At 67.5% G+C, this 21229-nt stretch carries 18 protein-coding genes and 1 tRNA gene; 14 read left to right on the plus strand and 5 right to left on the minus strand.

Annotation, left to right across the window (positions count from 1 at the left end):
• The 3 genes from pgmG to BZF57_RS12850 all read right to left on the minus strand — a co-directional run bounded on the left by pgmG (position 1) and on the right by BZF57_RS12850 (position 2758).
• Complete coding sequence (gene pgmG / locus BZF57_RS12840) at positions 1-1416, minus strand: phosphoglucomutase/phosphomannomutase PgmG (RefSeq protein WP_086738540.1); 1416 nt, start codon at positions 1414-1416, stop codon at positions 1-3.
• A gap of 191 nt (positions 1417-1607) precedes the next feature.
• Positions 1608-1907: a J domain-containing protein gene (locus tag BZF57_RS12845; RefSeq protein WP_086738542.1), complete on the minus strand. Its 300-nt coding sequence runs from the start codon at positions 1905-1907 to the stop codon at positions 1608-1610.
• Positions 1904-2758: a division plane positioning ATPase MipZ gene (locus tag BZF57_RS12850; RefSeq protein ID WP_086738544.1), complete on the minus strand. Its 855-nt coding sequence runs from the start codon at positions 2756-2758 to the stop codon at positions 1904-1906. Before BZF57_RS12850 ends, BZF57_RS12845 begins: the two co-directional genes overlap by 4 nt.
• An 85-nt stretch (positions 2759-2843) precedes the next feature.
• Between BZF57_RS12850 and panC the strand changes: the two genes are divergently transcribed.
• Together panC and BZF57_RS12860 are read left to right on the plus strand one after the other, a co-directional pair.
• Positions 2844-3710, plus strand: a complete 867-nt coding sequence (gene panC / locus BZF57_RS12855) for a pantoate--beta-alanine ligase (protein WP_086738546.1) — start codon at positions 2844-2846, stop codon at positions 3708-3710.
• A gap of 58 nt (positions 3711-3768) precedes the next feature.
• Positions 3769-3842, plus strand: a tRNA-Gly gene (locus BZF57_RS12860).
• A 121-nt stretch (positions 3843-3963) separates the two neighbouring features.
• On the opposite strand, the gene BZF57_RS12865 is transcribed toward BZF57_RS12860, so the two are convergent.
• A complete protein-coding gene (locus BZF57_RS12865) occupies positions 3964-5280 on the minus strand; it encodes a sugar MFS transporter (protein ID WP_086738548.1) in 1317 nt (438 codons plus the stop codon).
• 80 nt (positions 5281-5360) lie between these two features.
• Here BZF57_RS12865 and BZF57_RS12870 point away from each other — a divergent pair, with 80 nt between their 5' ends.
• From BZF57_RS12870 to BZF57_RS12890, 5 genes are read left to right on the plus strand one after another with little or no spacing between them, the layout of a single operon-like run.
• Positions 5361-6518 carry an aldose epimerase family protein gene (locus BZF57_RS12870; RefSeq protein WP_086738550.1) on the plus strand — a complete coding sequence of 386 codons (1158 nt, stop codon included), beginning with the start codon at positions 5361-5363 and terminating at the stop codon, positions 6516-6518.
• Positions 6518-8302 carry an IlvD/Edd family dehydratase gene (locus BZF57_RS12875; protein ID WP_086738552.1) on the plus strand — a complete coding sequence of 595 codons (1785 nt, stop codon included), beginning with the start codon at positions 6518-6520 and terminating at the stop codon, positions 8300-8302. The genes BZF57_RS12870 and BZF57_RS12875 overlap by 1 nt, the downstream gene beginning before the upstream one ends.
• Before the next feature lie 29 nt (positions 8303-8331).
• Positions 8332-9306 (plus strand): AraD1 family protein, encoded by a 975-nt coding sequence (araD1, locus tag BZF57_RS12880; protein WP_086738553.1) that lies wholly within the window; start codon positions 8332-8334, stop codon positions 9304-9306.
• Positions 9303-10226 (plus strand): Gfo/Idh/MocA family protein, encoded by a 924-nt coding sequence (locus tag BZF57_RS12885; RefSeq protein WP_086738556.1) that lies wholly within the window; start codon positions 9303-9305, stop codon positions 10224-10226. Before araD1 ends, BZF57_RS12885 begins: the two co-directional genes overlap by 4 nt.
• A gap of 37 nt (positions 10227-10263) precedes the next feature.
• Entirely contained in the window at positions 10264-10989 is a 726-nt protein-coding gene (locus BZF57_RS12890) for a FadR/GntR family transcriptional regulator (protein ID WP_086738558.1), read from the plus strand.
• Positions 10990-11047: 58 nt separating this feature from the next.
• Here the strand turns inward: BZF57_RS12890 and BZF57_RS21120 are convergent, their stop codons facing one another.
• Complete coding sequence (locus tag BZF57_RS21120) at positions 11048-11209, minus strand: hypothetical protein (RefSeq protein WP_156076256.1); 162 nt, start codon at positions 11207-11209, stop codon at positions 11048-11050.
• 219 nt (positions 11210-11428) lie between these two features.
• Here BZF57_RS21120 and BZF57_RS12895 point away from each other — a divergent pair, with 219 nt between their 5' ends.
• The 7 genes from BZF57_RS12895 to BZF57_RS12925 all read left to right on the plus strand — a co-directional run bounded on the left by BZF57_RS12895 (position 11429) and on the right by BZF57_RS12925 (position 21226).
• Complete coding sequence (locus BZF57_RS12895) at positions 11429-14503, plus strand: TonB-dependent receptor (protein WP_240505976.1); 3075 nt, start codon at positions 11429-11431, stop codon at positions 14501-14503.
• Positions 14504-14631: 128 nt separating this feature from the next.
• Positions 14632-15351, plus strand: a complete 720-nt coding sequence (locus BZF57_RS12900) for a SapC family protein (RefSeq protein WP_086738560.1) — start codon at positions 14632-14634, stop codon at positions 15349-15351.
• On the plus strand, positions 15348-16382 hold the full coding sequence (locus tag BZF57_RS12905; RefSeq protein ID WP_086738562.1) for a cupin-like domain-containing protein: 1035 nt from the start codon (positions 15348-15350) through the stop codon (positions 16380-16382). The genes BZF57_RS12900 and BZF57_RS12905 overlap by 4 nt, the downstream gene beginning before the upstream one ends.
• 13 nt (positions 16383-16395) lie before the next feature.
• A complete protein-coding gene (locus BZF57_RS12910; protein ID WP_086738622.1) occupies positions 16396-17889 on the plus strand; it encodes a tryptophan halogenase family protein in 1494 nt (497 codons plus the stop codon).
• Positions 17886-19802, plus strand: coding sequence for an NPCBM/NEW2 domain-containing protein (locus tag BZF57_RS12915; protein WP_206073256.1), 1917 nt, complete (start codon positions 17886-17888; stop codon positions 19800-19802). Before BZF57_RS12910 ends, BZF57_RS12915 begins: the two co-directional genes overlap by 4 nt.
• 48 nt (positions 19803-19850) lie before the next feature.
• Positions 19851-20399 (plus strand): pseudouridine synthase, encoded by a 549-nt coding sequence (locus tag BZF57_RS12920; RefSeq protein ID WP_086738564.1) that lies wholly within the window; start codon positions 19851-19853, stop codon positions 20397-20399.
• Positions 20396-21226 carry a 23S rRNA (adenine(2030)-N(6))-methyltransferase RlmJ gene (locus BZF57_RS12925; RefSeq protein ID WP_086738566.1) on the plus strand — a complete coding sequence of 277 codons (831 nt, stop codon included), beginning with the start codon at positions 20396-20398 and terminating at the stop codon, positions 21224-21226. The genes BZF57_RS12920 and BZF57_RS12925 overlap by 4 nt, the downstream gene beginning before the upstream one ends.
• Positions 21227-21229: the final 3 nt, after the last annotated feature.

Genomic DNA, 21229 nt, shown 5'->3' on the forward strand with positions numbered 1-21229 from the left:
TCAGTGGCCGACCTGTTCGCCCCGCTCCAGCCCCGATGCCGCCAGCTGCGCATCGATCTGCGCGAGCAGGCGGTCGAGGCCTTCGGGCGTATCGCTTTCCGCCCGCGCGACCAGCACGTCCTGCGTATTCGAGGCGCGCAGCAGCCACCAACCGTCCGCGGTGTTGACGCGCACGCCATCAGTGGCGTTGACGCTCTCGACCTCGGGGCCGGGGCTGGTGGTGAGGCGGTGGGCGATTTCCTCCATCGCGGCGAATTTGCGGGCCTCGTCGACCTGGAAGCGCAGCTCGGGGGTGTTGAGCATCGGCGGGATCGCACCGCGCAGCTCGGTGACCGATTTGCCGAGCCGGGCCGAGGCCGCCAGCAGGCGCACGCCCGCGTAGAGCGCGTCGTCGAACCCGTAATATTCGTCCGCGAAGAACACGTGGCCGCTCATTTCGCCCGCGAGCGGCGCACCTGTTTCCTTCATTTTGGATTTGATCAGCGAGTGGCCGGTCTTCCACATCAGCGGTTCCCCGCCGAGCTCCGCCACCCGGTCGAACAGCGCGCGGCTCGCCTTCACATCGGCGATGATCGTCGCCTTCGGGCGCCTCTTGAGCAGGTCCTCGGCATAGATCATCAGCAGCTGGTCACCCCAGACCACCCGGCCCGTGCCGTCGATCGCCCCGATCCGGTCGCCATCCCCGTCGAAGGCTACTCCAAAATCGAGGTTCTTTGCCGCGACGAGCGCGCGAAGATCGGTCAGGTTGGCTTCGACAGTCGGATCAGGATGGTGATTGGGAAAATGTCCGTCAACTTCGGTAAAGAGCAGATGGTGTTCCCCCGGCAGCCGGGCGGCGAGCGCTTCGAGCGCGGGGCCGGCGGCGCCGTTGCCCGCATCCCAGCCGACGCGGAGGGTCTCCAGATCGGCGCGTTCGATGCCGGCCAGTCCCTCGAGCAGGCGCTCGACATACTCGCCAAGGATGTCGCGCGAGGTGATCGTGCCGGTGCCGCTGGCGAACGCACCGTCTGCTGCCAGTTTCCCGAGCTTCTGGATATCGGCGCCGAAGAACGGGCGCCCCAGAAATACCATCTTGAAGCCATTGTAATTGGGGGGATTGTGGCTGCCAGTTATCTGAATGCCGCCATCCACCTGTTCATCTGAGGCTTCGGCGTAATAGAGCATCGGCGTCGCCGCGAGGCCGATCCGCACCACATCGCAGCCGCTGGCGTTGAGCCCCTCGACCAGCGCGTGCTCAAGCATCGGCGAGCTGACGCGCCCGTCATAGCCCACCGCCACGGTCCTGCCGCCCGCCTCGCGCAGCAGCGTGCCGAACGCCCGGCCGATGGCGCGCGCATCGTCCGCACCCAGCGTCTCGCCGATGATCCCGCGAATGTCGTATTCGCGCAGCACGGTGGGGTGGAAGTGGTGTTGCATGATCGAGAGGTTCTCCTTGCCGCGCCGGCTGGCGATGTTCGCGAAGGGCGGCGGCGTACCATACGCCCGATCCCGCCAGAACGACGTCCGCTTTGCGGATCATCGTCAGGCATCCCCCCGCAGTGATGCGACCTGCCCCTGAAACCCCTGCCCCGGCTTTGTGTCAATCCCGCTAAGCTGTGGCTGTGCCGTTACGCGCCGCCATCGTCCTGCGGATAGGGCAGTTCGTCGAGCAGCAGGTCGCGCGCGGCGTTGGCCTCCTGCATCGCGGCGTTGGTGCCGCCCTTGTCGGGATGCACCAGTGTGGTCAGCCGGCGATGGGCCTGGATGATCTCCTCGCGCCCCGCCCCTGCTTCGACCCCGAGCAGCTTGCGCGCGCGGAACACCGCCTGCGATCGCGTCGGGGAGGCGCGCAGCAGCTCCCACGGCCACTTGCCCAGTGCCCAGCGGCAGAAGACGCAGGCGATGGCGATGAATATAAGGTACTTCATGCCAGCTCCAATTCGCCCTGTTCGCGGCTGAATTCGGGCAGGTTCAGCGCCTTCACCAGCGCGCGCAGCTCCTGCCGCGCAACGAGATGGCTGGTGCCGAGCTCACCCAGATGCCCCTTGTCGAGCAAGGTCAGGCCCGAGGGAAACAGCTCGCGATAGATCACGCGCTCCGACAGGCCCTGCGTCACCCGGAAGCCGACGCGCTTCGACATCTCGTTGAGCGCCTTGTGCAGACGCGCCTGGTTCTTCGCCTCGACGTGGCCGGTGCGGTTGCGCACGACGATCCAGTCCATCTCGGGGCGCTGCTGTTCGATGGTCATGCGGCTGCGCTTCAATCGCGCTTCCCAGATCAGCTCGGCGAAGAAGGAGAGCTTCCTCACCTTGAACGTCTCGGCATCGACCTGACCGATCAGGTCGAAATCGACGAAGCTGTCGTTCATCGGCGTCACCAGCGTATCGGCATGCTCCACCGCGATGCGGGCAAAGGGATCGTCGCGGCCGGGATTGTCGATGATCAGGAAATCGCAGCTCGCCTCAAGCCGGCGGATCATCGCGATGAGATCGCCGGTGGTCTCGCCCCGGAACACCTCGCAATCGGGGGTCGGCAGGGTCAGCCCGCGCTTCTCCAGCGTGCCGAGCCGGTTCTCGATATAGCGGTGCGTGGTGCGCTGGCGCGGATCGAGGTCGATCGAGGCCACCCGCGCGCCGAGATAGGACAGCGCCACCGCGATATGCACCGCCGTGGTCGACTTGCCCGTGCCGCCCTTCTCGTTCGCGAACACGATCCGGTGCGCCTGCCCCTTGCGCAAGGTCCGGGTTGCGGCGGGTTCGGAAGGGACGGCGGCAGGCATCACGGGTCTCTCGGAGGAGCGGCTTGAAATGGGACAGCAAGCGCCGCTAGGGCGTGCTCTCGCGTGTATCCTTGGAGGCCTGACGGTGCAAACGGTCAAGACGTTGCAAATGTTGAGAACCGCTTTGGCACATCTACGTGGCAATACGGGGTCAACCGTGGCGCTGGTGCCAACCATGGGCGCGCTGCACGAAGGCCATCTGACACTGGTCCGCCGCGCGCGGGCCGAAGCCGATCACGTGGTCGCCTCGATCTTCGTGAACCCCAAGCAGTTCGGCCCGAACGAGGATCTCGACGCCTACCCCCGCCAGCTCGCCGCCGATGCCGCAATGCTCGAGGCCGAGGGCGTGGCGCTATTGTGGGCGCCCGATGTCGCGGCGATGTATCCCGAAGGTTTCGCCACCAGCATCGGTGTGGCGGGGGTGAGCGACGGGCTGTGCGGCGCAGCGCGGCCCGGGCATTTCGACGGTGTGGCGACGGTCGTGTGCAAGCTCTTCAACCAGGTCGCGCCCGACATGGCGTTCTTTGGCGAGAAGGACTTCCAGCAGCTCGCCGTGATCCGCACCATGGCGCGCGACCTCGATCTGACGCAGCCCCCTGTCGACCGCATCTTCGGCGTGCCCACCGTGCGCGAGGCGGATGGCCTCGCGATGAGCAGCCGCAACCGCTACCTCTCCCCCGACCAGCGCGCCGCCGCCGCCGCCCTGCCCCGGGCGATGCAGGCAGCCGTTGCCGCGATCGACGGTGGCGGGGATGTGGCCGATGCGCTTGCGGGCTTGCAGGCGGATATCCTCGCCGCGGGCTTCTCGAGCGTCGACTACGCCACCCTCGCCGACGCCCGTTCGCTCGCGACCCTCTCGGCGCTCGGCCCCGATCCCGCCCGCCTGCTGGTCGCTGCGAGGATCGGCGGCACCCGCCTGATCGACAACCTGCCGGTCAATCGCACCGCCTAGGCCAGCAACGCATTGACGCAACCGCGCCTTCAGTGGCATGGGCGCATCCGGATCGCGGGCGGGTATAGCTTAGTGGTAAAGCTCCAGCCTTCCAAGCTGGCTATGCGGGTTCGATTCCCGCTACCCGCTCCAGCCCCCACCAATCCCCTGAAATAGCTGAGAAATCCGCCTCTCAGGAGATAGAATCCTGCCCGTCATAAATGGTCCGTACAAGGACTACGCGGCGAGGCCTATGTGCCGCCGCCGCGGTGCGTCAGGTGCGCTCTGCCGCGGCCGCCGCGGGCGTTTCGGCGGTCACTCTGGCACCGCGCAGGGCGTACCACAGGATGTAGACTTCGCAGGCGACCGTCAGCCAGAACGAGTTCTGGAGGCCCACCTTGTCCGCCAGCCACCCCTGCACCACCACGAGCGCCCCGCCAGCGATGGCGGTGATCAGCAGGCCGGAGCCCTCTTCGGTCAGCGGCCCCAGCCCCTTGATCCCGAGCGCGAAGATCGTCGGGAACATGATCGAGTGGCACAGGCCGACCATGATCAGCGCCCACATTGCGGCCGGGCCGTGCAGCGTCGCCGCGCCGATCATCACCAGCAGCGCTGCGGTCGCATAGGCGGCAAGGATGTTCTCTGCGGCAAAGCGCTTCATCAGAAAGGCCCCGGCAAACCGGCCGACCATCATGCCGCCCCACAGCATGACGAGGTAATTCGCCGCCTCGGCATGGGTCATGTTGCCGATGGCTGGCTGCGAGACGAAGTTGATAAAAAGGTTGGCGACGCCGATTTCGGCGATCAGGTAGATGAAGATCGCCGGCACTCCGAACACGAGGTTGCGGTGGTTCCAGAGCGACAGGTGCTTGCGCTCCTCGGCATTGGCGCGGCGGGTGTCCTCGCCAAGGCTCGGCAGCTGCGCGCGCGAGAACACCACCGCGATCGCGATCAGAACCAGCGCGACCAGCAGATAGGGCAGCTGGGTCGCCTGGGCATCGGCCAGCCGCTGGTCGGCGGTCAGCATCGTGCCTTCGAGCGTGGTGCCCGACACCGTCCGACTGAGGATCAGGTAACCGCCGAAATAGGGCGCGAAGAAGGTGCCCATCGAATTGAACGCCTGCACCAGCGTAAGGCGGCTTTCCGAGCTCTCGGGCGGGCCGATCACGGCGACATAGGGGTTGGCCGCCACCTGCAGCAGCGCGATCCCGCAGGCGATGACGAACAGCGCCAGCAGCGTGATCTCGTAGGAAGGTATCCGCGCCGCCGGGATCATGCCCAGCGCGCCCACCGCCATGATTGAAAGACCGATAATGATGGCCTTTTTGTAGCCGACCCGCTCGATCAGGAAGGCCGAGGGCATCGAGGCGACGCCATAGGCGATGAACCACACGCTCTCGATCAGGGTGGTCTGGGTGTAGTTGAGATCAAACACGCTCCTGAGGTGCGGCAGCAGCGTGTTGTTGATGACGGTGATGAAGCCCCACATGAAAAACAGGCTCGCGAGCAAGGCCAGCGCCTTGCCGTGTCCGCCCGCGGATGCGCCGGGCACACGCGCTGCCACCGAACCCTGCGATACCGGACCCGCCACTCTGCCTCTCCCCGTCTTGTCTTGCCCATTTGTATGAGTATAAGGAGATCAAGTCAATCAAGGCACGGGCTGGAGGGTCTATGAAGGGGACGGGATGGAAGTGCGGCGCGGCACTCGGGCTGGCGCTGGCGGCAGGGCTGATCGCCGGTACCGCCAATGCCGCAACGGCCGAACGCAAGGTCGACGGCGCCTTCGCGGATGGCACGCCGGCCGAAACCGTCACCCTCTCCGCCGCCAACGGCGTGACCGCGAGGATCTTCGCGCTCGGCGCGACCTTGCAGGGCTACAGCCTGCCGGACCGCAAGGGGGTGCTCGCCGACGTGCTGCTCGGCCATGATCATCCGGCCGAATACGAGGCAACACAGGACTTCTTCGGCGTGACGGTCGGCCGCTTTGCCAACCGCATCGCGCGCGGAACCTTCACCATCGACGGGACGACCTACCGCCTGCCGCTGAACGATGGCGAGGCTTCGCTCCACGGCGGCGGCCAGGGCTTCGACCGCAAGGTGTGGGCGATCGAGTCCGTCACCGCAAACGGCCCCGTCGCCTCGGTGACGCTCGCGCTGACCAGCCCCGACGGCGATCAGGGCTATCCAGGCGAAGTTACCGCGCGCGTGACCTATGCGCTGGGCGACGATGGCGTGCTGACGATCACCATGACCGCGACGACCAGCAAGCCGACGATCATCAACATGACCAACCACGCGCTGTTCAACATGGCCGGGCAATGTCCTGCCGAGGGCGCGATGGGCAACCGGCTGACCATGCCCGCAAGCCGCTACACCCCCGTCAACACCGCGCTGATCCCCACCGGCGAGCTCGCTCCGGTCGCAGGCACCCCGTTCGATTTCCGCAAGCCCAAGGCGCTGTCGGACGGCTTGCGCAATGCGCGCGATCCGCAGGTGCTGGTCGGGCGCGGGTTCGATCACAACTGGGTGCTCGACAAGGGGCAGACGGCCGAGCCGCAGCTGATTGCGCGCGCAGAGGATCCGGTGTCGGGCCGGGCGATGGAGGTGCTCTCGACCGAACCGGGCGTGCAGATGTACACCGGCAACTTCCTGGCCGGTACCAACCCCGGCAAGGGCGGGTGCCTCTACCGCATGGGCGACGGCTATGCGCTGGAGCCGCAGAAATTCCCCGACACGCCCAACCAGCCGGCCTTCGGCTCGGCGCGGCTCGATCCCGGCCAGATATACCGCCACGTGATGGTGCTGCGCCCGGCAACGGCGACAAAGTGATGACCGGCAAGCTGCGATCGCGCGCGTGGTTCGACAACCCCGACAATATCGACATGACCGCGCTCTATCTCGAGCGCTACCTCAACTTCGGCCTCAGCCTTGACGAGCTGCGGTCGGGCAAGCCGATCATCGGTATCGCCCAGACCGGCAGCGACCTCTCCCCCTGCAACCGCCACCATCTGGTGCTGGCCGAACGGGTGCGCGAGGGCATCCGCGAGGCGGGCGGCGTGGTGATCGAGTTTCCGGTCCATCCGATCCAGGAGACCGGCAAGCGCCCGACTGCCGGGCTCGACCGCAACCTTGCCTATCTCGGGCTCGTCGAGGTGCTGTATGGCTACCCGCTCGACGGGGTGGTGCTGACCGTCGGCTGCGACAAGACCACGCCCGCCGCGCTGATGGCCGCCGCGACGGTCAATATCCCGGCGATTGCCCTGTCGGTCGGCCCGATGCTCAACGGCTGGCACAAGGGCGAGCGCACCGGATCGGGCACCATCGTGTGGAAAGCGCGCGAGATGCTCAGCCGGGGCGAGATCGACGATGCGGGCTTCATCCGGCTGGTCGCCAGTTCCGCCCCTTCGACCGGCTATTGCAATACCATGGGCACGGCGACGACGATGAATTCGCTGACCGAGGCGCTCGGCATGAGCCTGCCCGGCTCCGCCGCGATCCCTGCGCCCTATCGCGACCGGCAGGAGAACGCCTACCATACCGGCAAGCGGATCGTGGAGATGGTGCGCGAGGATCTGAAGCCGTCCGACCTGATGACCCGCGAGGCGTTCCTCAACGCCATCGTGGTGAACTCCGCAATCGGCGGGTCGACCAATGCGCCGATCCATTTGCAGGCCATCGCCCGCCACCTCGGCGTCGACCTGTCGATCCGCGACTGGCAGGCATTCGGCCACCGCGTGCCGCTGCTCGTCAACCTCCAGCCTGCAGGGCAATATCTGGGCGAGGATTTCTACCGCGCGGGCGGCGTGCCGGCGGTGGTCGCACAGCTGATGGGAGAAGGCCTGATCCGCGAGGACGCGCTCACCGCCAACGGCCGGAGTATCGGCGACAACTGCCGGGACGCGGTGATCGAGGACGAGGACGTGATCCGCCCCTTCACCCGCCCGCTCAGGACCGATGCGGGGTTCATCGTCCTCTCCGGCAACCTGTTCGACAGCGCGATCATGAAGACCTGCGTGATCGACGAGGATTTCCGCGCGCGCTACCTCTCCGATCCCGACGATCCTGATGCCTTCGAGGGCCCCGTCGTGGTGTTCGACGGGCCGGAGGATTACCATGCGCGGATCGACGATCCCGCCCTCGCCATCGACGCGCGCACGCTGCTCGTGATGCGGGGTGTGGGGCCGGTGGGCTATCCCGGTTCGGCCGAGGTCGTGAACATGCGCGCGCCCGCCTATCTGCTGCGCGAAGGCATCGCCAACCTGCCGTGCCTGGGCGACGGGCGGCAATCGGGCACCTCGGGCAGCCCCTCGATCCTCAACGCCTCGCCCGAAGCCGCGGTCGGCGGAGGGCTGGCTTTGCTCAGGACCGGCGACCGGGTGCGGATCGATCTCGGGCGCGGGACCGTCGACGTGCTGATCCCCGAGAGCGAGCTTGCCGAGCGCCGCGCCGCGCTCGAGGTGGCGGGCGGCTATGCCTACCCCGCCTCGCAGACCCCGTGGCAGGCGATCCACCGCGCCTATGTGGGGCAGATGGAGAGCGGCGGCATCATAGAGGGCGCGGAAGCCTTCCAGCGCATCGCCCAGACCCGCGGCCTGCCGCGCGACAATCACTGAAGGAGCATCCGGCCGTGAGAGACAATCGCATGATCTCGCTGGTGCAGTTCGAGCGCGACGGAAGGCGCGACGTGGCAGCGCTGGGCAGCGCGGGCACGGCGCGGATCGTCGCCGGTGCCGGCACCACGCTCGAACTGGCGCGGGCGGCGCTGCGGGCCGGAACGAGCCTTGCCGAAACCGCCGCCGCATCGCTCGGCGAGAGCATCGACCTTGCCGCCGTGCGCCTGCTCGCTCCGATCGACCATCCCGATCCGGCGCATCTGATGGTCGCGGGCACCGGCCTCACCCACCTCGGCAGCGCCGAGGGGCGCGACAAGATGCACGCCGCCGCCGCTGCCGGTCAGGCGACCGATTCCATGCGGATGTTCCTGATGGGCTACGAAGGCGGCAAACCCGCCCCCGGTGCCATCGGCGCGCAGCCGGAATGGTTCTACAAGGGCGACGGCTCGACCCTCGTCGGCCCGGGCGAACCGCTCCTGCGCCCGGCCTTTGCAGGCGACGGCGGCGAGGAACCGGAGATCGCCGGGATCTACCTGATCGATGATAAGGGACAGCCCGTCAGGCTCGGCTTCGCGCTCGGCAACGAGTTTTCCGACCATGTGACCGAGCGGGTGAATTACCTCTGGCTCGCCCATTCCAAGCTGCGCCAGGCCGCGCTCGGGCCGGAGCTGCTGCTCGGCGAGCTGCCCGACGACGTGCGCGGACAAGTCGCCATCCGCCGTAAGGGTGCGGCGGTCTGGGAGCGCGAATTCTGCACCGGCGAGGCCAACATGAGCCACAGCCTCGCCAACCTCGAACACCACCATTTCAAATACGCACAATTCCGCCGCCCGGGCGATGTCCACGTGCACTTCTTCGGCACCGCAACCCTCTCGTACAGCGACGGGATCGAGACCCTGCCGGGCGACGTGTTCACGATCACCGCCGCTCCCTTCACCCTGCCCGCTAGCAACCCGCTCGCGGCGGGCGCGGACGAAGGCTTGCAGGCGGTGCGCCGTCTGTGAGCCTGCGGCTCGGCATCGTCGGCTATGGCAAGATCGCGCGTGACGAGCACGTGCCGGCGATCGCGGTGACCGAGGGGCTGGAACTGGCTGCGATCGCCACGCCCGAAGGCGCCGAAGCTGCCGTGCCGGTCTATCCGCACCTTGCAGCGCTGCTAGAAGGTTCGCCCGATGTCGACGCGATCGTGTTGTGCCAGCCACCCGCCGCCCGCTTCGAGGCCGCGCGCATGGCGCTGGCGGCGGGCAAGCACGTGTTTCTGGAGAAGCCGCCGGGCATCGCCGTGAGCGAGGTGAAGATGCTCGGCGCAATGGCGCAGGCACAGGGGCTGACCCTGTTTGCCGGCTGGCATTCGCGCTGGTCGTCTGCCGTCGCGGAGCTCAAGGCATGGTGCGCCGCCCATCCCGTCGACGCCGTGCGCATCGTCTGGAAGGAGGACGTGCGGCGCTGGCATCCGGAGCAAGCGTGGATCTGGGAGCCGGGCGGCTACGGGGTGCTCGATCCGGGCATCAACGCGCTCTCGATCCTGACCGAGGTGATGCCCGAGCCCTTCCGCGTCCGGTCTGCCCGCTTCGAGATTCCCGATGGCCGCGCCACGCCGATTGCCGCCACGATGCAGCTCGAGGCACTCAGCGGCGCGCCGGTCGCGGTGGAGTTCGACTGGCGGCAGACCGGGCCACAGATCTGGCAGATCGATTTCAGCGCGGGTTCGCAGCAGCGCCGGTTCGCGCAAGGGGGCGAGGATGCAGCGAGCCTTACAGGCAACGAGGAATCCGCACTCGCGGTGGAATACCGCGCGATGTATCGCCATTTCCGCGCGCTCGTGCTTGCCGGCGCGTCCGATGTCGACTGCCGCCCGCTCGAAATCATTGCGGACGCGTTCCTGTGCGGGCAGGTAGAAACGGTCGCCCCGTTCGAGGATTAGGCTCGAGGAGCCAGCGGGGCATCGGGGAGCCACGGGGTTGACCAAACCCAAAGCCAAGAAGGTCGAACGCCTCCACGAGGAGGTCGCCCGCAAGATCGGCACGGCGATCCTCGACGGTACGCTTGCGAGCGGCTCGACGCTCGAGGGCGAGATCGAGAGCGCCGACCGGATGGGCGTGTCGCGCACGGCCTATCGCGAAGCGCTCAAGATTCTCGCCGCCAAGGGCATGGTCGAAAGCCGGCCCAAGGCGGGCAGCCGGATCACCGCGCGCGCGCAATGGAACCTGCTCGATCCGGACATCCTCGCATGGATGTTCACCGGCAGACCGGACGAGAATTTCGTGCGCGACCTGTTCGAGCTGCGCGGCTTGCTGGAACCGGTCGCGGCGGGGCTCGCCGCCGAACGCCGCACGCCCGCGCAGCTTGCCGAGATGGAACGCTGCCTCGATGCGATGGCGACCCTCGGCCTGGCCCGAGCTGAAGGACAGGAGGCCGATCGCCAATTCCACCGGCTCATTCTGGCGGCATCGGGCAACGAGGCGATCATCTCGCTCGGCAGCTCGATCGGCGCTGCGGTGCAATGGACAACCCACTTCAAGCAGGCGGCACAGGCCAATCCGCGCGATCCCCTGCCCGAGCACCAGGCGGTCTTCGATGCGATCCGCCGCGGGTCGGCGCGCGATGCGACCGAGGCGATGAAGCACCTGCTCGCGCTTGCGCTCGACGACATGGAGCTTCCCTCCGCCACCGCCGCGGATCGCTGAACGACCGCGATCCGCACCGTTGCGCGGGACACGGCAGTCAGGCGGGAGAATCTCCGCTTCACACGGCACCATTCGCGCCTTTGCAGCCGCGTAAGCCGGTGGTTAGCCAAGTCATGTTTGCGCTACCTTTTTGTGTATCAAACAGCAAAGAGCCGGGCTTCGGCAATGCTCGCGAGCCACAAAAAGACTGATATTCAATACAGTCCTTGAAATCCGCCATTCATCGCCAAAGCAGCGCGAGTCGATTGACTCCTTCAATTTCCTGAATATAAGACAACATATGGTAGCGCTATCATTCATGTCGACGCGGCATGGCGTGCTGCCGGAGAGTGGCAAAACGCCACCAATGGGAGGGAGAGTAGTCATGAAGGCCTTGGCCGATAATCGCGTTCGTCGCCGTTCCGCGTCCAGCGGAACCCGTGTTGCACTCTCGGCAGGCGTGTCCGCGCTCGCGCTCGGCATCATGGCTGTGCCCGCGGCGGCGCAGGATGCCGCCGACCAGACGGACGGCAGCACCGAAGAAGGGCAGGAAATCATCGTCACCGGCGTGCGCGCGAGTCTCGAGCGTGCGATGGACATCAAGCGCGAGGCCTTCGGCGTCGTCGACGCGATCTCGGCCGAGGACATCGGCGAATTCCCCGACACCAACCTCGCCGAATCCCTCCAGCGCATCCCCGGCGTGTCGATCAGCCGCGTCAACGGCGAAGGCTCGCAGGTGACCGTCCGCGGCTTCGGTCCGCAGTTCAACCTCGTCACCGTCAACGGCCGCCAGATCGCGACCACCTTCGTCAACGCGGTCGGCGGTGACCAGGACGTCGACTTCAGCCGCGCCACCGGCCGTTCCTTCGACTTCAACAACCTTGCCTCCGAAGGCGTGCAGCGGCTCGAGGTCTACAAGACCGGCCGCGCGGCGATCCCCTCGGGCGGGATCGGCGCGGCGATCAACGTGGTGACCTCGCGTCCGCTCGAAATGAAGGGCGCAGGCCTGCGCGGCAGCATCGGCGCCAAGGCGCTGTACGACCTGAGCAATTCGGACTTCACCGTGAACCCCGAAGTCTCGGGCGTCGTCACCTGGACCGATCCGACCGACGTGTTCGGCGTCTCGCTTTTCGGCGCCTACCAGAAGCGCGACAGCGAGGCGGCGAGCGCCACCTCGAACGCGTGGAACGTCGCGCCCTTCTCCCAATTCCCGGGCCGCGGCGCATCGACGGTGGTGACCGGCGCCCCGAGCAGCCCGGACACGCTGGTCGCGGTGCCCAACGACAGCCGCTACCACTTCTCCGAATTCAAGCGCGAGCGCATCAATGTCGCCGGTACGGCCCAGTATCGCCCGATCGAGACGCTGACCTTCACCGCCGATGCGATGTATGTCCGCAACCGCCAGAGCGAGCAGCGCACCGACCAGACCAACTGGTTCAACCGGCCGTTCGACACGATCACCTTCGATCCGAGCGATGCCGTTCCGACGTCGATCTTCATCTCCGAAGGCAGCGGCTACGGCACCAAGGACCTCGGCTTCGAACAGCAGTACCGCGCGACCAAGACTGAGCTGCAATCCTACGGCCTCAACGCCGAGTGGGAGATCGGCTCGGGCTTCACCCTGCGGCTCGACGGCAACCACTCGCTATCGACCTCGGATCCGGATTCGGCCAACGGCGCCAGCTCGACGCTGTTCAGCATGGGCGCACCGGTGGTCGATGCGCACTCGGTGGACTTCTCGGGCGCGGTTCCGATCCAGCGTTACACCGTCAATGATCGCGGCCTCGGCTCCGACGGCATCCGCGGCACCGCCGATGACCGCGGCAACAACAACGGCGTGCTCGACCTCGGCGACCTCGGCACGCAGATCCAGCGCACCAACGCCTCGAGCCAGCGTCACCGGGTCGACCAGTTCAGCGCCGACCTCGGCTGGGAGCTGGAGGGCGGCAGCCGCTTCGATATCGGTGCACGCTACATCGATTCGAGCATGACCAGCGCCCGCACCCAGACCCAGCAGACGCTGGGCGACTGGGGCATCAACAATGTCGGCGACATCCGGGCTCTGGCGGGCAACCTGATCGAGGAGTTCTGCCTCGCCTGCAAGTTCGACCGCTACGCTGTGGGCGATGCGCAGATCGCGTTCCGGGGCAATGCGGTCGATCTGTTCCAGATCTTCGAGCCCTACTACGCCTCGCGCGGCAATCCCAACAACATCACCGGCAACGAATTCGACCGGGTGGGCGAGAAGATCTGGTCGACCTATGCCCAGTTCACCTGGGACGGTTCGATTGGCGGGCGTCCGGCCAATGTGGTCGCCGGTGTGCGCTGGGAAAACACCAAGACGACCGCCTTCTCGCTGGTCGACCAGCCGCTGCGGATCGAATGGGATTCGGACAACGACTTCACCCGCGTTGTCAGCGGCAACATCGCCGAAATCACCCGCACGGGCGAGTATAACGAGCTGCTTCCCTCGATCGACTTCCGGATCGAACCGGTCGACGATCTGGTTGCCCGCGTGTCGTATTCGAAGACCCTCGCGCGTCCTGATTTCGGCAACCTGTTCGCCTCGCAATCGGCGAACGGCCCTGACCGTCCGACGCTGCTCGGCGGGATCGCTGCCGGCTCGCAGGGCAACCCGGACCTCGATCCGCTGCTGTCGGACAACTTCGATATCAGTCTCGAATGGTACTTCGCTCCGGCGAGCTTCATTTCGGGGGCCTTCTTCTTCAAGAAGGTGTCGAACTTCGTGGGGATCGGTCAGGTCGAGCAGAACCTGTTCGGCCTGCGCGACCCCACCACCGGCGCGGCCGGCACCCGCTCGGGCGCGGCAGCGGCGGAAATCGCCAACCTCGGAGCGGTGCTGAGCGACGTCAGCCTGTTCACCTTCACCGCGCTGATCGATGCCAACAACGGCAATGTCGCCGCCGCGCGCCAGCAGTTCCAGGCGAACCTCGGCGCCAACGGCCAGCTCGACCAGGCCTTCGTCGATACCGTGCTGGCGCAGCGCGACGTGATCGCGAACAGCACCGATCCGCTGTTCGTATTTGACGTGGCGACCCCGATCAACAACCGCGAAGGCAACATCCACGGGTTCGAACTGCAGGGCCAGTACTTCTTCGGCGATAGCGGCTTCGGCGTCTCGGGCTCGCTCACCAAGGTATATGGCGACGTCAATGTCGACGTGCTGTCCGACCCCAACACCGATGTCTTCGCGCTGATCGGCCTGTCGGACAGCTACAACATCACCGGCATCTACGACGCGGGCGGCCTCTCGGCGCGCGTGGCGTATAACTGGCGCGGCAAGTTCCTCGGCGGGGTCAACCGCGGCGGGGCCCGCAACCCGGTGTTCTTCGACGACTTCGGCACGCTGGACGCCAGCATCAACTGGGACCTCAACGACAGCCTCGCCTTCAGCCTCGAAGCGGTGAACATCCTCAGCGAGCCGATCCGTTCCTTCGGGCGCGACGAGAAGCAGCTGTTCTTCGCGCAGGAGCTGAAACCGCGCCTGTTCGCCGGGGTGCGCTTCCGGTTCTGACCGGGCGCATCGTGCACCAATCGGGGGAGGGGGCGTGCCTGCGGGCGGGCCGCCTCCCCTTCCTGCGTTGAGATTGCAGCGCATCTGCGGCACTGTGCCGCAGGGACACAACGAACCGGGCAGACGGGATGGGCAAGGTTCTCCTCAACAATGTCGACCACCACGATCTGCGCCTGATCGCGCGCGGCGGGCATGCCTATGGCGACGGCGTCAACCAGGTGCTGGTCTATCCGACCGAGTTCGAAGTAGCTGCGCGCGAGTTTCCGATCCTGCTGCGCCCCGACGCCGAGGGCCGCCTGCGCCCGGTGGCGGTGCTGGGGCTGGAGCGGGACGACAACCTGTTCCTCGGCCCCGATGGTCACTGGCAGAGCGACTACGTGCCCGCCGTGCTGCAATCGCGGCCCTTCGGCATCGCTGCTGCCGGGGACGGGCGGGAGATTCAGATCCTCGTCGATCCCGATCACCCGCGCCTGTCACGCACCGCTGGCGAGCCGCTGTTCCTCGAACATGGCGGGCAGGCTCCGGCGCTGGAGGCCATGCTGGGCACCCTGCGCGCGGTCTATGTGGGCAACACCCTGCTCGATCCGCTGGTGGAGGCGCTGGCAATCGCGGGGCTGCTCCGCCCCTTCGACATCCAGCTGCGCGCCGGGCCGGACCGCGCCTACGCGATTTCCGATGCCCAGACGATCGACCGCGAGCGGCTGGCCATGCTCGGCGGCGCCGAGCTTGAGGCGCTGCACCGGCAGGGCTTCCTTCAATCGGCCTTCATGCTCGCTGCCTCGCTCGGCAACATGCAGCGGCTGGTCGATCGCATGGCCGCACGGCTCGCCGGGGGCGTGGCGGCATGACCGGCTGGGGCCGCCCCGCCCGCCGCCTCGCGGGGGTCGATCCCGCCGCAATCCCCTTTGACGATCTGTTCGCCGCGCAGGAGCCGGTTGTTCTCGAAGGGGCCGCCGCGCATTGGCCGATCGTAAAGGCTGGACTGGAGAGCGCCGGGGCCGCGGCGGAATACCTGCGCGGCTTTGCGGGCGCGGCACCCGTCACCGTCTACACTGGCCCGCCCGACATCGCCGGCCGCTTCCACTACGACGCCGATGTCGCCGGCTTCAACTTCTCGAGCGCCCGCGCCCCGCTCGGCGAGGTGCTCGATGCGCTCCTCGCCGCGGCGGACGATGCGCAGGCGGCGGCGATCTATGTCGGATCGACCGATATCGACCACTTCCTGCCCGGCTTCCGCGCCGCCAATGATCTTGCGCTCACCCACCCGGATTTCGCCCACCAGCCGCCGCTCGCGAGCATCTGGATCGGCAACCGCACGGTGGCTGCGGCGCATTACGATATCTCGCACAACCTTGCCTGCTGCCTCGCCGGGGCAAGGCGCTTCACGCTGTTCCCGCCCGACCAGATCGCCAACCTCTACCCCGGCCCGCTCGAGCCGACCCCTGGGGGGCAGGTGGTGACGATGGTCGATCTCGCCGCGCCCGATCTCGCCCGCTTCCCCCGCTTCGCGCAGGCGATGGAGGCGGCGATCATCGCCGACCTCGCGCCGGGCGACGTGCTCTATTATCCGGCGATGTGGTGGCATCAGGTCGATGCGCTCGCGCCCTTCAACGTGCTCGCGAACTACTGGTGGAACCCCGTGCCGGCCTTCGTGGACACGCCGCAGACCACCCTGCTCCACGCCCTGCTGTCCCTTCGGGACCGGCCCGCAGGCGAGCGCGCGGCGTGGCGCGCGATCTTCGATTACTATGTGTTCGGCGACGATGCCCCCGCGGCAGGCGCGCATCTGCCCGAACACGCGCGCGGCCCCCTCGCGCCGCTCGATCCGCTCGCTGCGCGGCGGCTGCGGGCGCAGGTGGCCGGGCGGCTCAACCGTTAGGGAGGACAAGGCGATGGGACAGGGCAAGCCGGTCAGGAAGGTCGTGATCGCAGGTGGCGGCACCGCGGGCTGGACCGTGGCGGCGGCGCTCGCCAAAAACCTCGGCCCGCTGATCGAGCTGGTGCTGGTCGAATCCGACGCGATCGGCACGGTTGGCGTGGGTGAGAGCACGATCCCGACCGCACGCCGTTTCCACGAGTTGCTCGGCCTCGACGAGGTGCAGTTCCTGCGCGCCACCGGGGCGAGCTTCAAGCTCGGCATTTCCTTCGAGAACTGGACGCGCGAAGGCGAGCGCTACTTCCACTCCTTCGGCGTCACGGGCCGCTCCACCTGGATGGCCGATTTCCAGCATATGTGGCTGGAGGCGCGGGCGCAGGGCGTGGCGGGGCCGCTGGGTGAATACAGCCTCGAGACGCAGGCGGCGCTGGCGGGCAAGTTCCGCACGGGCGGCAACGTGCCGCTCAACTACGCCTATCACCTCGATGCGACCGCTTACGGCCTGTTCCTGCGCGACTTCGCCGAAAAGCTCGGCGTCACCCGCCACGAGGGACGTATCGCTCAGGTCCGCCGCGACGGCGAGAGCGGAGACATCGCAGCGCTGGCGCTGGAGAACGGCACCGTCATCGAGGGCGATCTGTTCATCGACTGCACCGGCTTTCGCGGGCTGCTGATCGAGGAAACGCTGGAGACCGGGTTCGAGGACTGGACCCACTGGCTCTCCACCGATCGCGCGCTGGCGGTGCAGACCGCCGCTGCGGGCCCAGCGCGTCCCTACACCCGCGCCATCGCGCATGATGCCGGCTGGCAATGGCAGATTCCGCTCCAGCACCGCGTCGGCAACGGGCTGGTCTATGCGAGCGCGCACCTCTCCGATGACGCCGCGCTGGGCCGGCTCAAGGGCAGGCTCGAGGGCGAGATGCTGACTGAGCCGCGCGTGATCCGCTTCCGCACCGGCACGCGGGCGAAGGCGTGGAACCGCAACTGCATCGCCATCGGCCTGTCGTCGGGCTTTGTCGAGCCGCTGGAATCGACCAGCATCCACCTCATCATGATCGCGGTCACGCGGCTCATGCAGCTCTTCCCCTTCGACGGCGCGACCGAGGCGCTGGCCGATCGCTTCAACCAGCTCTCGCGCACCGAGCTGGAGGGGATCCGCGACTTCATCATCCTCCACTACCACCTCAACGCGCGCGAGGGAGAGCCCTTCTGGGACGGCTGCCGCGCGCTCGACATCCCGCAGAGCCTTGCAAACCGCATCGCCCTGTTCCGCGAAAGCGCCACGGCCTTCCAGGCCAGCGACGAGCTGTTCCGCGTCGATTCCTGGGTGCAGGTGATGCTGGGACAGGGGCTGGTGCCGCAGGCGCATCACCGGCTCGGCCAGATGATCGGGCGCGAGCGGCTCGGCCGGTCGCTGGCGGAGCTGGCACAGGGGATCGGGCAGGCGGTCGCAGGCCTGCCGAGCCATCAGGCGTTCCTCGATCACCTCGCCGCGCCGGTCGCGGCATGAGCCTGACGCGTCCCCGCGCGCTCGCCCGCCTGCTGGCAGCGGCGTTGCCCGCCCTACTTGCCATGACGCCGCTCCAGGCGCAGGAGCAGCCTCTGGAGCCGACAGGCGAGTGGACCGCCTACAGCCAAGGGCAGGCGCAACTGCCGCCGATGGGCTGGAACAGCTGGAACGCCTTCTACCTCGACATCGACGAGGAAAAGGTGATGGCCAATGCGCGGATCATCGTCGACAGCGGCCTCGCCAAGGCGGGCTATCGCTACATCAACATCGACGATGGCTGGTGGCTGAAGCGCGACACGCAAACCGGCCGCATGGTCGTGCGCACCACCACCTTTCCTTCCGCTGCGCTACCCGACGGGTCGACGAGCCTGCGCCCCTTCACCGACCGGGTCCACGCAATGGGATTGAAGGCGGGGATCTACACCGATATCGGACGCAACAGCTGTGGCCAGACCTTCGGGCACGGATCGCCCAACAACCCGGTGGGCACGCTCGCAGAGCGCGAGATCGGCCTCTACGGCCATGTCGATCAGGACATCGGGCTCTATTTCGGCGAGTGGGGCTTCGATTACATCAAGGTCGACGGCTGCGGCATCCGCGGGATGGGCGCGGACAATCCCAATGTCGCGAACGGCACCTACCGCGAATTTGCGCCGCTGATCGATTTCGATTCCCTGACGGCAACCGATATCCCCGCGGTCCAGGCGCTGTTCGGCGAGGTGGGCGCGGCGCTGTTCCGGCACAATCCGGACGGGGACTTCCTGTTCTCGATCTGCATCTGGGGCTCTGCCGACGTGCGCAGCTGGGCCTCGCGCTATGGCAACATCTCGCGCACCAGCGAGGATATCGGGCCGTACTGGGGCCGGATGCTCCACAATCTCGACAGCGCCGCGCGGCGCCCGCTCTACGCGCAGCCGGGCAGCTGGAACGATCCCGACATGCTGTTCGTGGGCACCGGCGATTTCGACGCCGCGCACCTGACCGAGGCGCGCAGCCATTTCAGCCTGTGGGCGATGATCAACGCGCCGCTGATCATCGGCTACGACCTGCGCAAGGCTACGCCCGAACTGATGGCGATCCTCGGCAACCGCGACGTGATCGCGCTCAATCAGGACCCGGGCGGGCATCAGGCGGCGCTGACCTATGACAGCGACGAGGTGCAGGTGTATCTCAAGACCCTGGCGAACGGGGACAAGGCGGTGGCGGTGTTCAACCGCTCCGACCGCCCGCTCGAGGCGGTGCTGACCGCGCAGCAGATGAAATATGACCCCGCAGCGCCCGTGACGCTCACCGATCTGTGGTCGGGCGAGGCGAGCAGCTTCACCGGCGAGCAGCGCTTCGGGCTTGCCGCGCACGAGACGCGGCTGTTCCGCTCGAAGGGCACGCGCGAGCTGCCCGAGGGGCATTACCTGTCCGAACTGCCGGGCCTGATCCATCCGGCGGTGGACGGAGTGGTGCGGCCCGAGCCCGATCCGTCGATCCACCGCGCCGTGGTCCACTGGTCAGGCACCCGCGGGAATGGCGAGCGCCCGCGCTACGCGGGCTGGGGCGGCGCTCAGGCCGATGCCTCGCCGCATCTGCAGGTGCTGAGGATCGCGAACCGCGAATATGCGAGCGGCATCGGCGTGCTGGCGAATTCGCGGCTGGAGGTTCGCAGCGAAGGCTATCGCCGTTTCCGGGCAGAGGTCGGCGTCGACGATTCCGCGCTCAACAAGGATCAGCAGGTGCGCTTCGAACTCTACGGCGATGGCAAGCTGCTCGCCCGCAGCGAATGGATGCGTTTCGGCGAGGCGGCGCGCGCATTGCAGGCAGATCTCGGCAGCACGCGGCTGCTCGAACTGGTGGTGCGCACGGCCGAGCCGACCGATACCCCTGTCCCCGTCACCTGGGGCAAGGCCGCCCTGCTGCGCTAGACGATTGCGCGTGGAGACATCGCCCCAATCGCGCGATATGGGCGCGGGATGGCCCGGCTGCTTCTGTTCAACAAACCCTTCGGGGTGCTCTCGCAATTCACCGATCGCGGATCGCCGACGGAGCGCGCGACCCTGTCGGACTTCATCGCGGTGAAGGGCGTCTATCCCGCCGGGCGGCTCGACCGCGACAGCGAGGGGCTGCTGCTGCTCACCGATGACGGCCGGCTTCAGGCGCGCATCGCCGAGCCGCGCTTCAAGCTGCCCAAGACCTATCTGGTGCAGGTCGAGGGCGATCCGGACGACGCAGCGCTCGCGCCGCTGCGGACGGGCGTGCGGCTCAAGGACGGCATGACCCTGCCCGCCGAGGCCAAGCGGATCGACGCGCCGGAGTTGTGGCCGCGCGTCCCGCCGATCCGCGTGCGCAAGTCCGTGCCCGACTGCTGGCTCAGCATCACGATCCGCGAAGGGCGCAACCGGCAGGTGCGGCGGATGACCGCAGCGGTCGGCCTGCCCACCCTGCGGCTGGTGCGCTGGTCGGTGGGCGACTGGACGCTCGAGGGCATCGCGCCGGGCGAGTTCCGGGAAGTCGCAGTATGAACTACCGTCACGCCTTCCACGCCGGCAACAGCGCCGATGTCGTCAAGCACGCGCTGCTGATCGCGCTGATCAAGGGATTGCAGCTGAAAGACAGCGCGCTGACTCTGATCGACACCCATGCGGGCTGCGGGCTCTATGATCTCGCGGGTGACGAAGCCGGGCGCACCGGCGAGGCGGCCGGCGGCGTGCTGCGCGCCTTTGCCGATGCGAACCCGCTGCTGGGCGACTATCGCGCGGCGGTGCGCGCCGTGAACGATGGCGGCGAACCGCGCCTCTACCCCGGAAGCCCGCGCTTCCTCGCGCAACTGGTGCGCGAGCAGGACGCGCTGATCCTCAACGAAAAGCATCCCGAGGATGCCGCTGCCCTGCGTCAGGCGATGCGCGGCACCCCCGCCGCGATCCACACCCGCGATGCCTACGAGCTGTGGCTGGCGATGCTCCCCACCCGCACACCGCGCGGGGTGGTGGTGGTCGATCCGCCCTACGAGCAGACCGACGAGCGCGCGCGGATCACCGCCACCCTCGCCGCCGCGCACCGCAAATGGGCGCACGGGGTGACGGTGATCTGGTATCCGCTCAAGGACCGCGCGGCGCACCAGCGCTGGAAGGACAAGCTGCGCCAGACACGCATCCCGAAGCTGCTCAACGTCGAGCACTGGCTCTACGATGCCGACCAGCCGGGGATCTACAACGGCGCGGGGCTGTTTATCGTCAATCCGCCCTATGCCTTCACGCAGGACTTGCCACCGCTGCTGGAAGCGCTGCGCGCCGCGCTCGCGCCGGAGGGGCACCGCGGCACGCTGAAGGCGGAGTGGCTCAACCGCTGAGGC

It is taken from the genome of Erythrobacter colymbi, assembly GCF_002155685.1.
GTDB classification, from domain to species: Bacteria; Pseudomonadota; Alphaproteobacteria; order Sphingomonadales; family Sphingomonadaceae; genus Erythrobacter; species Erythrobacter colymbi.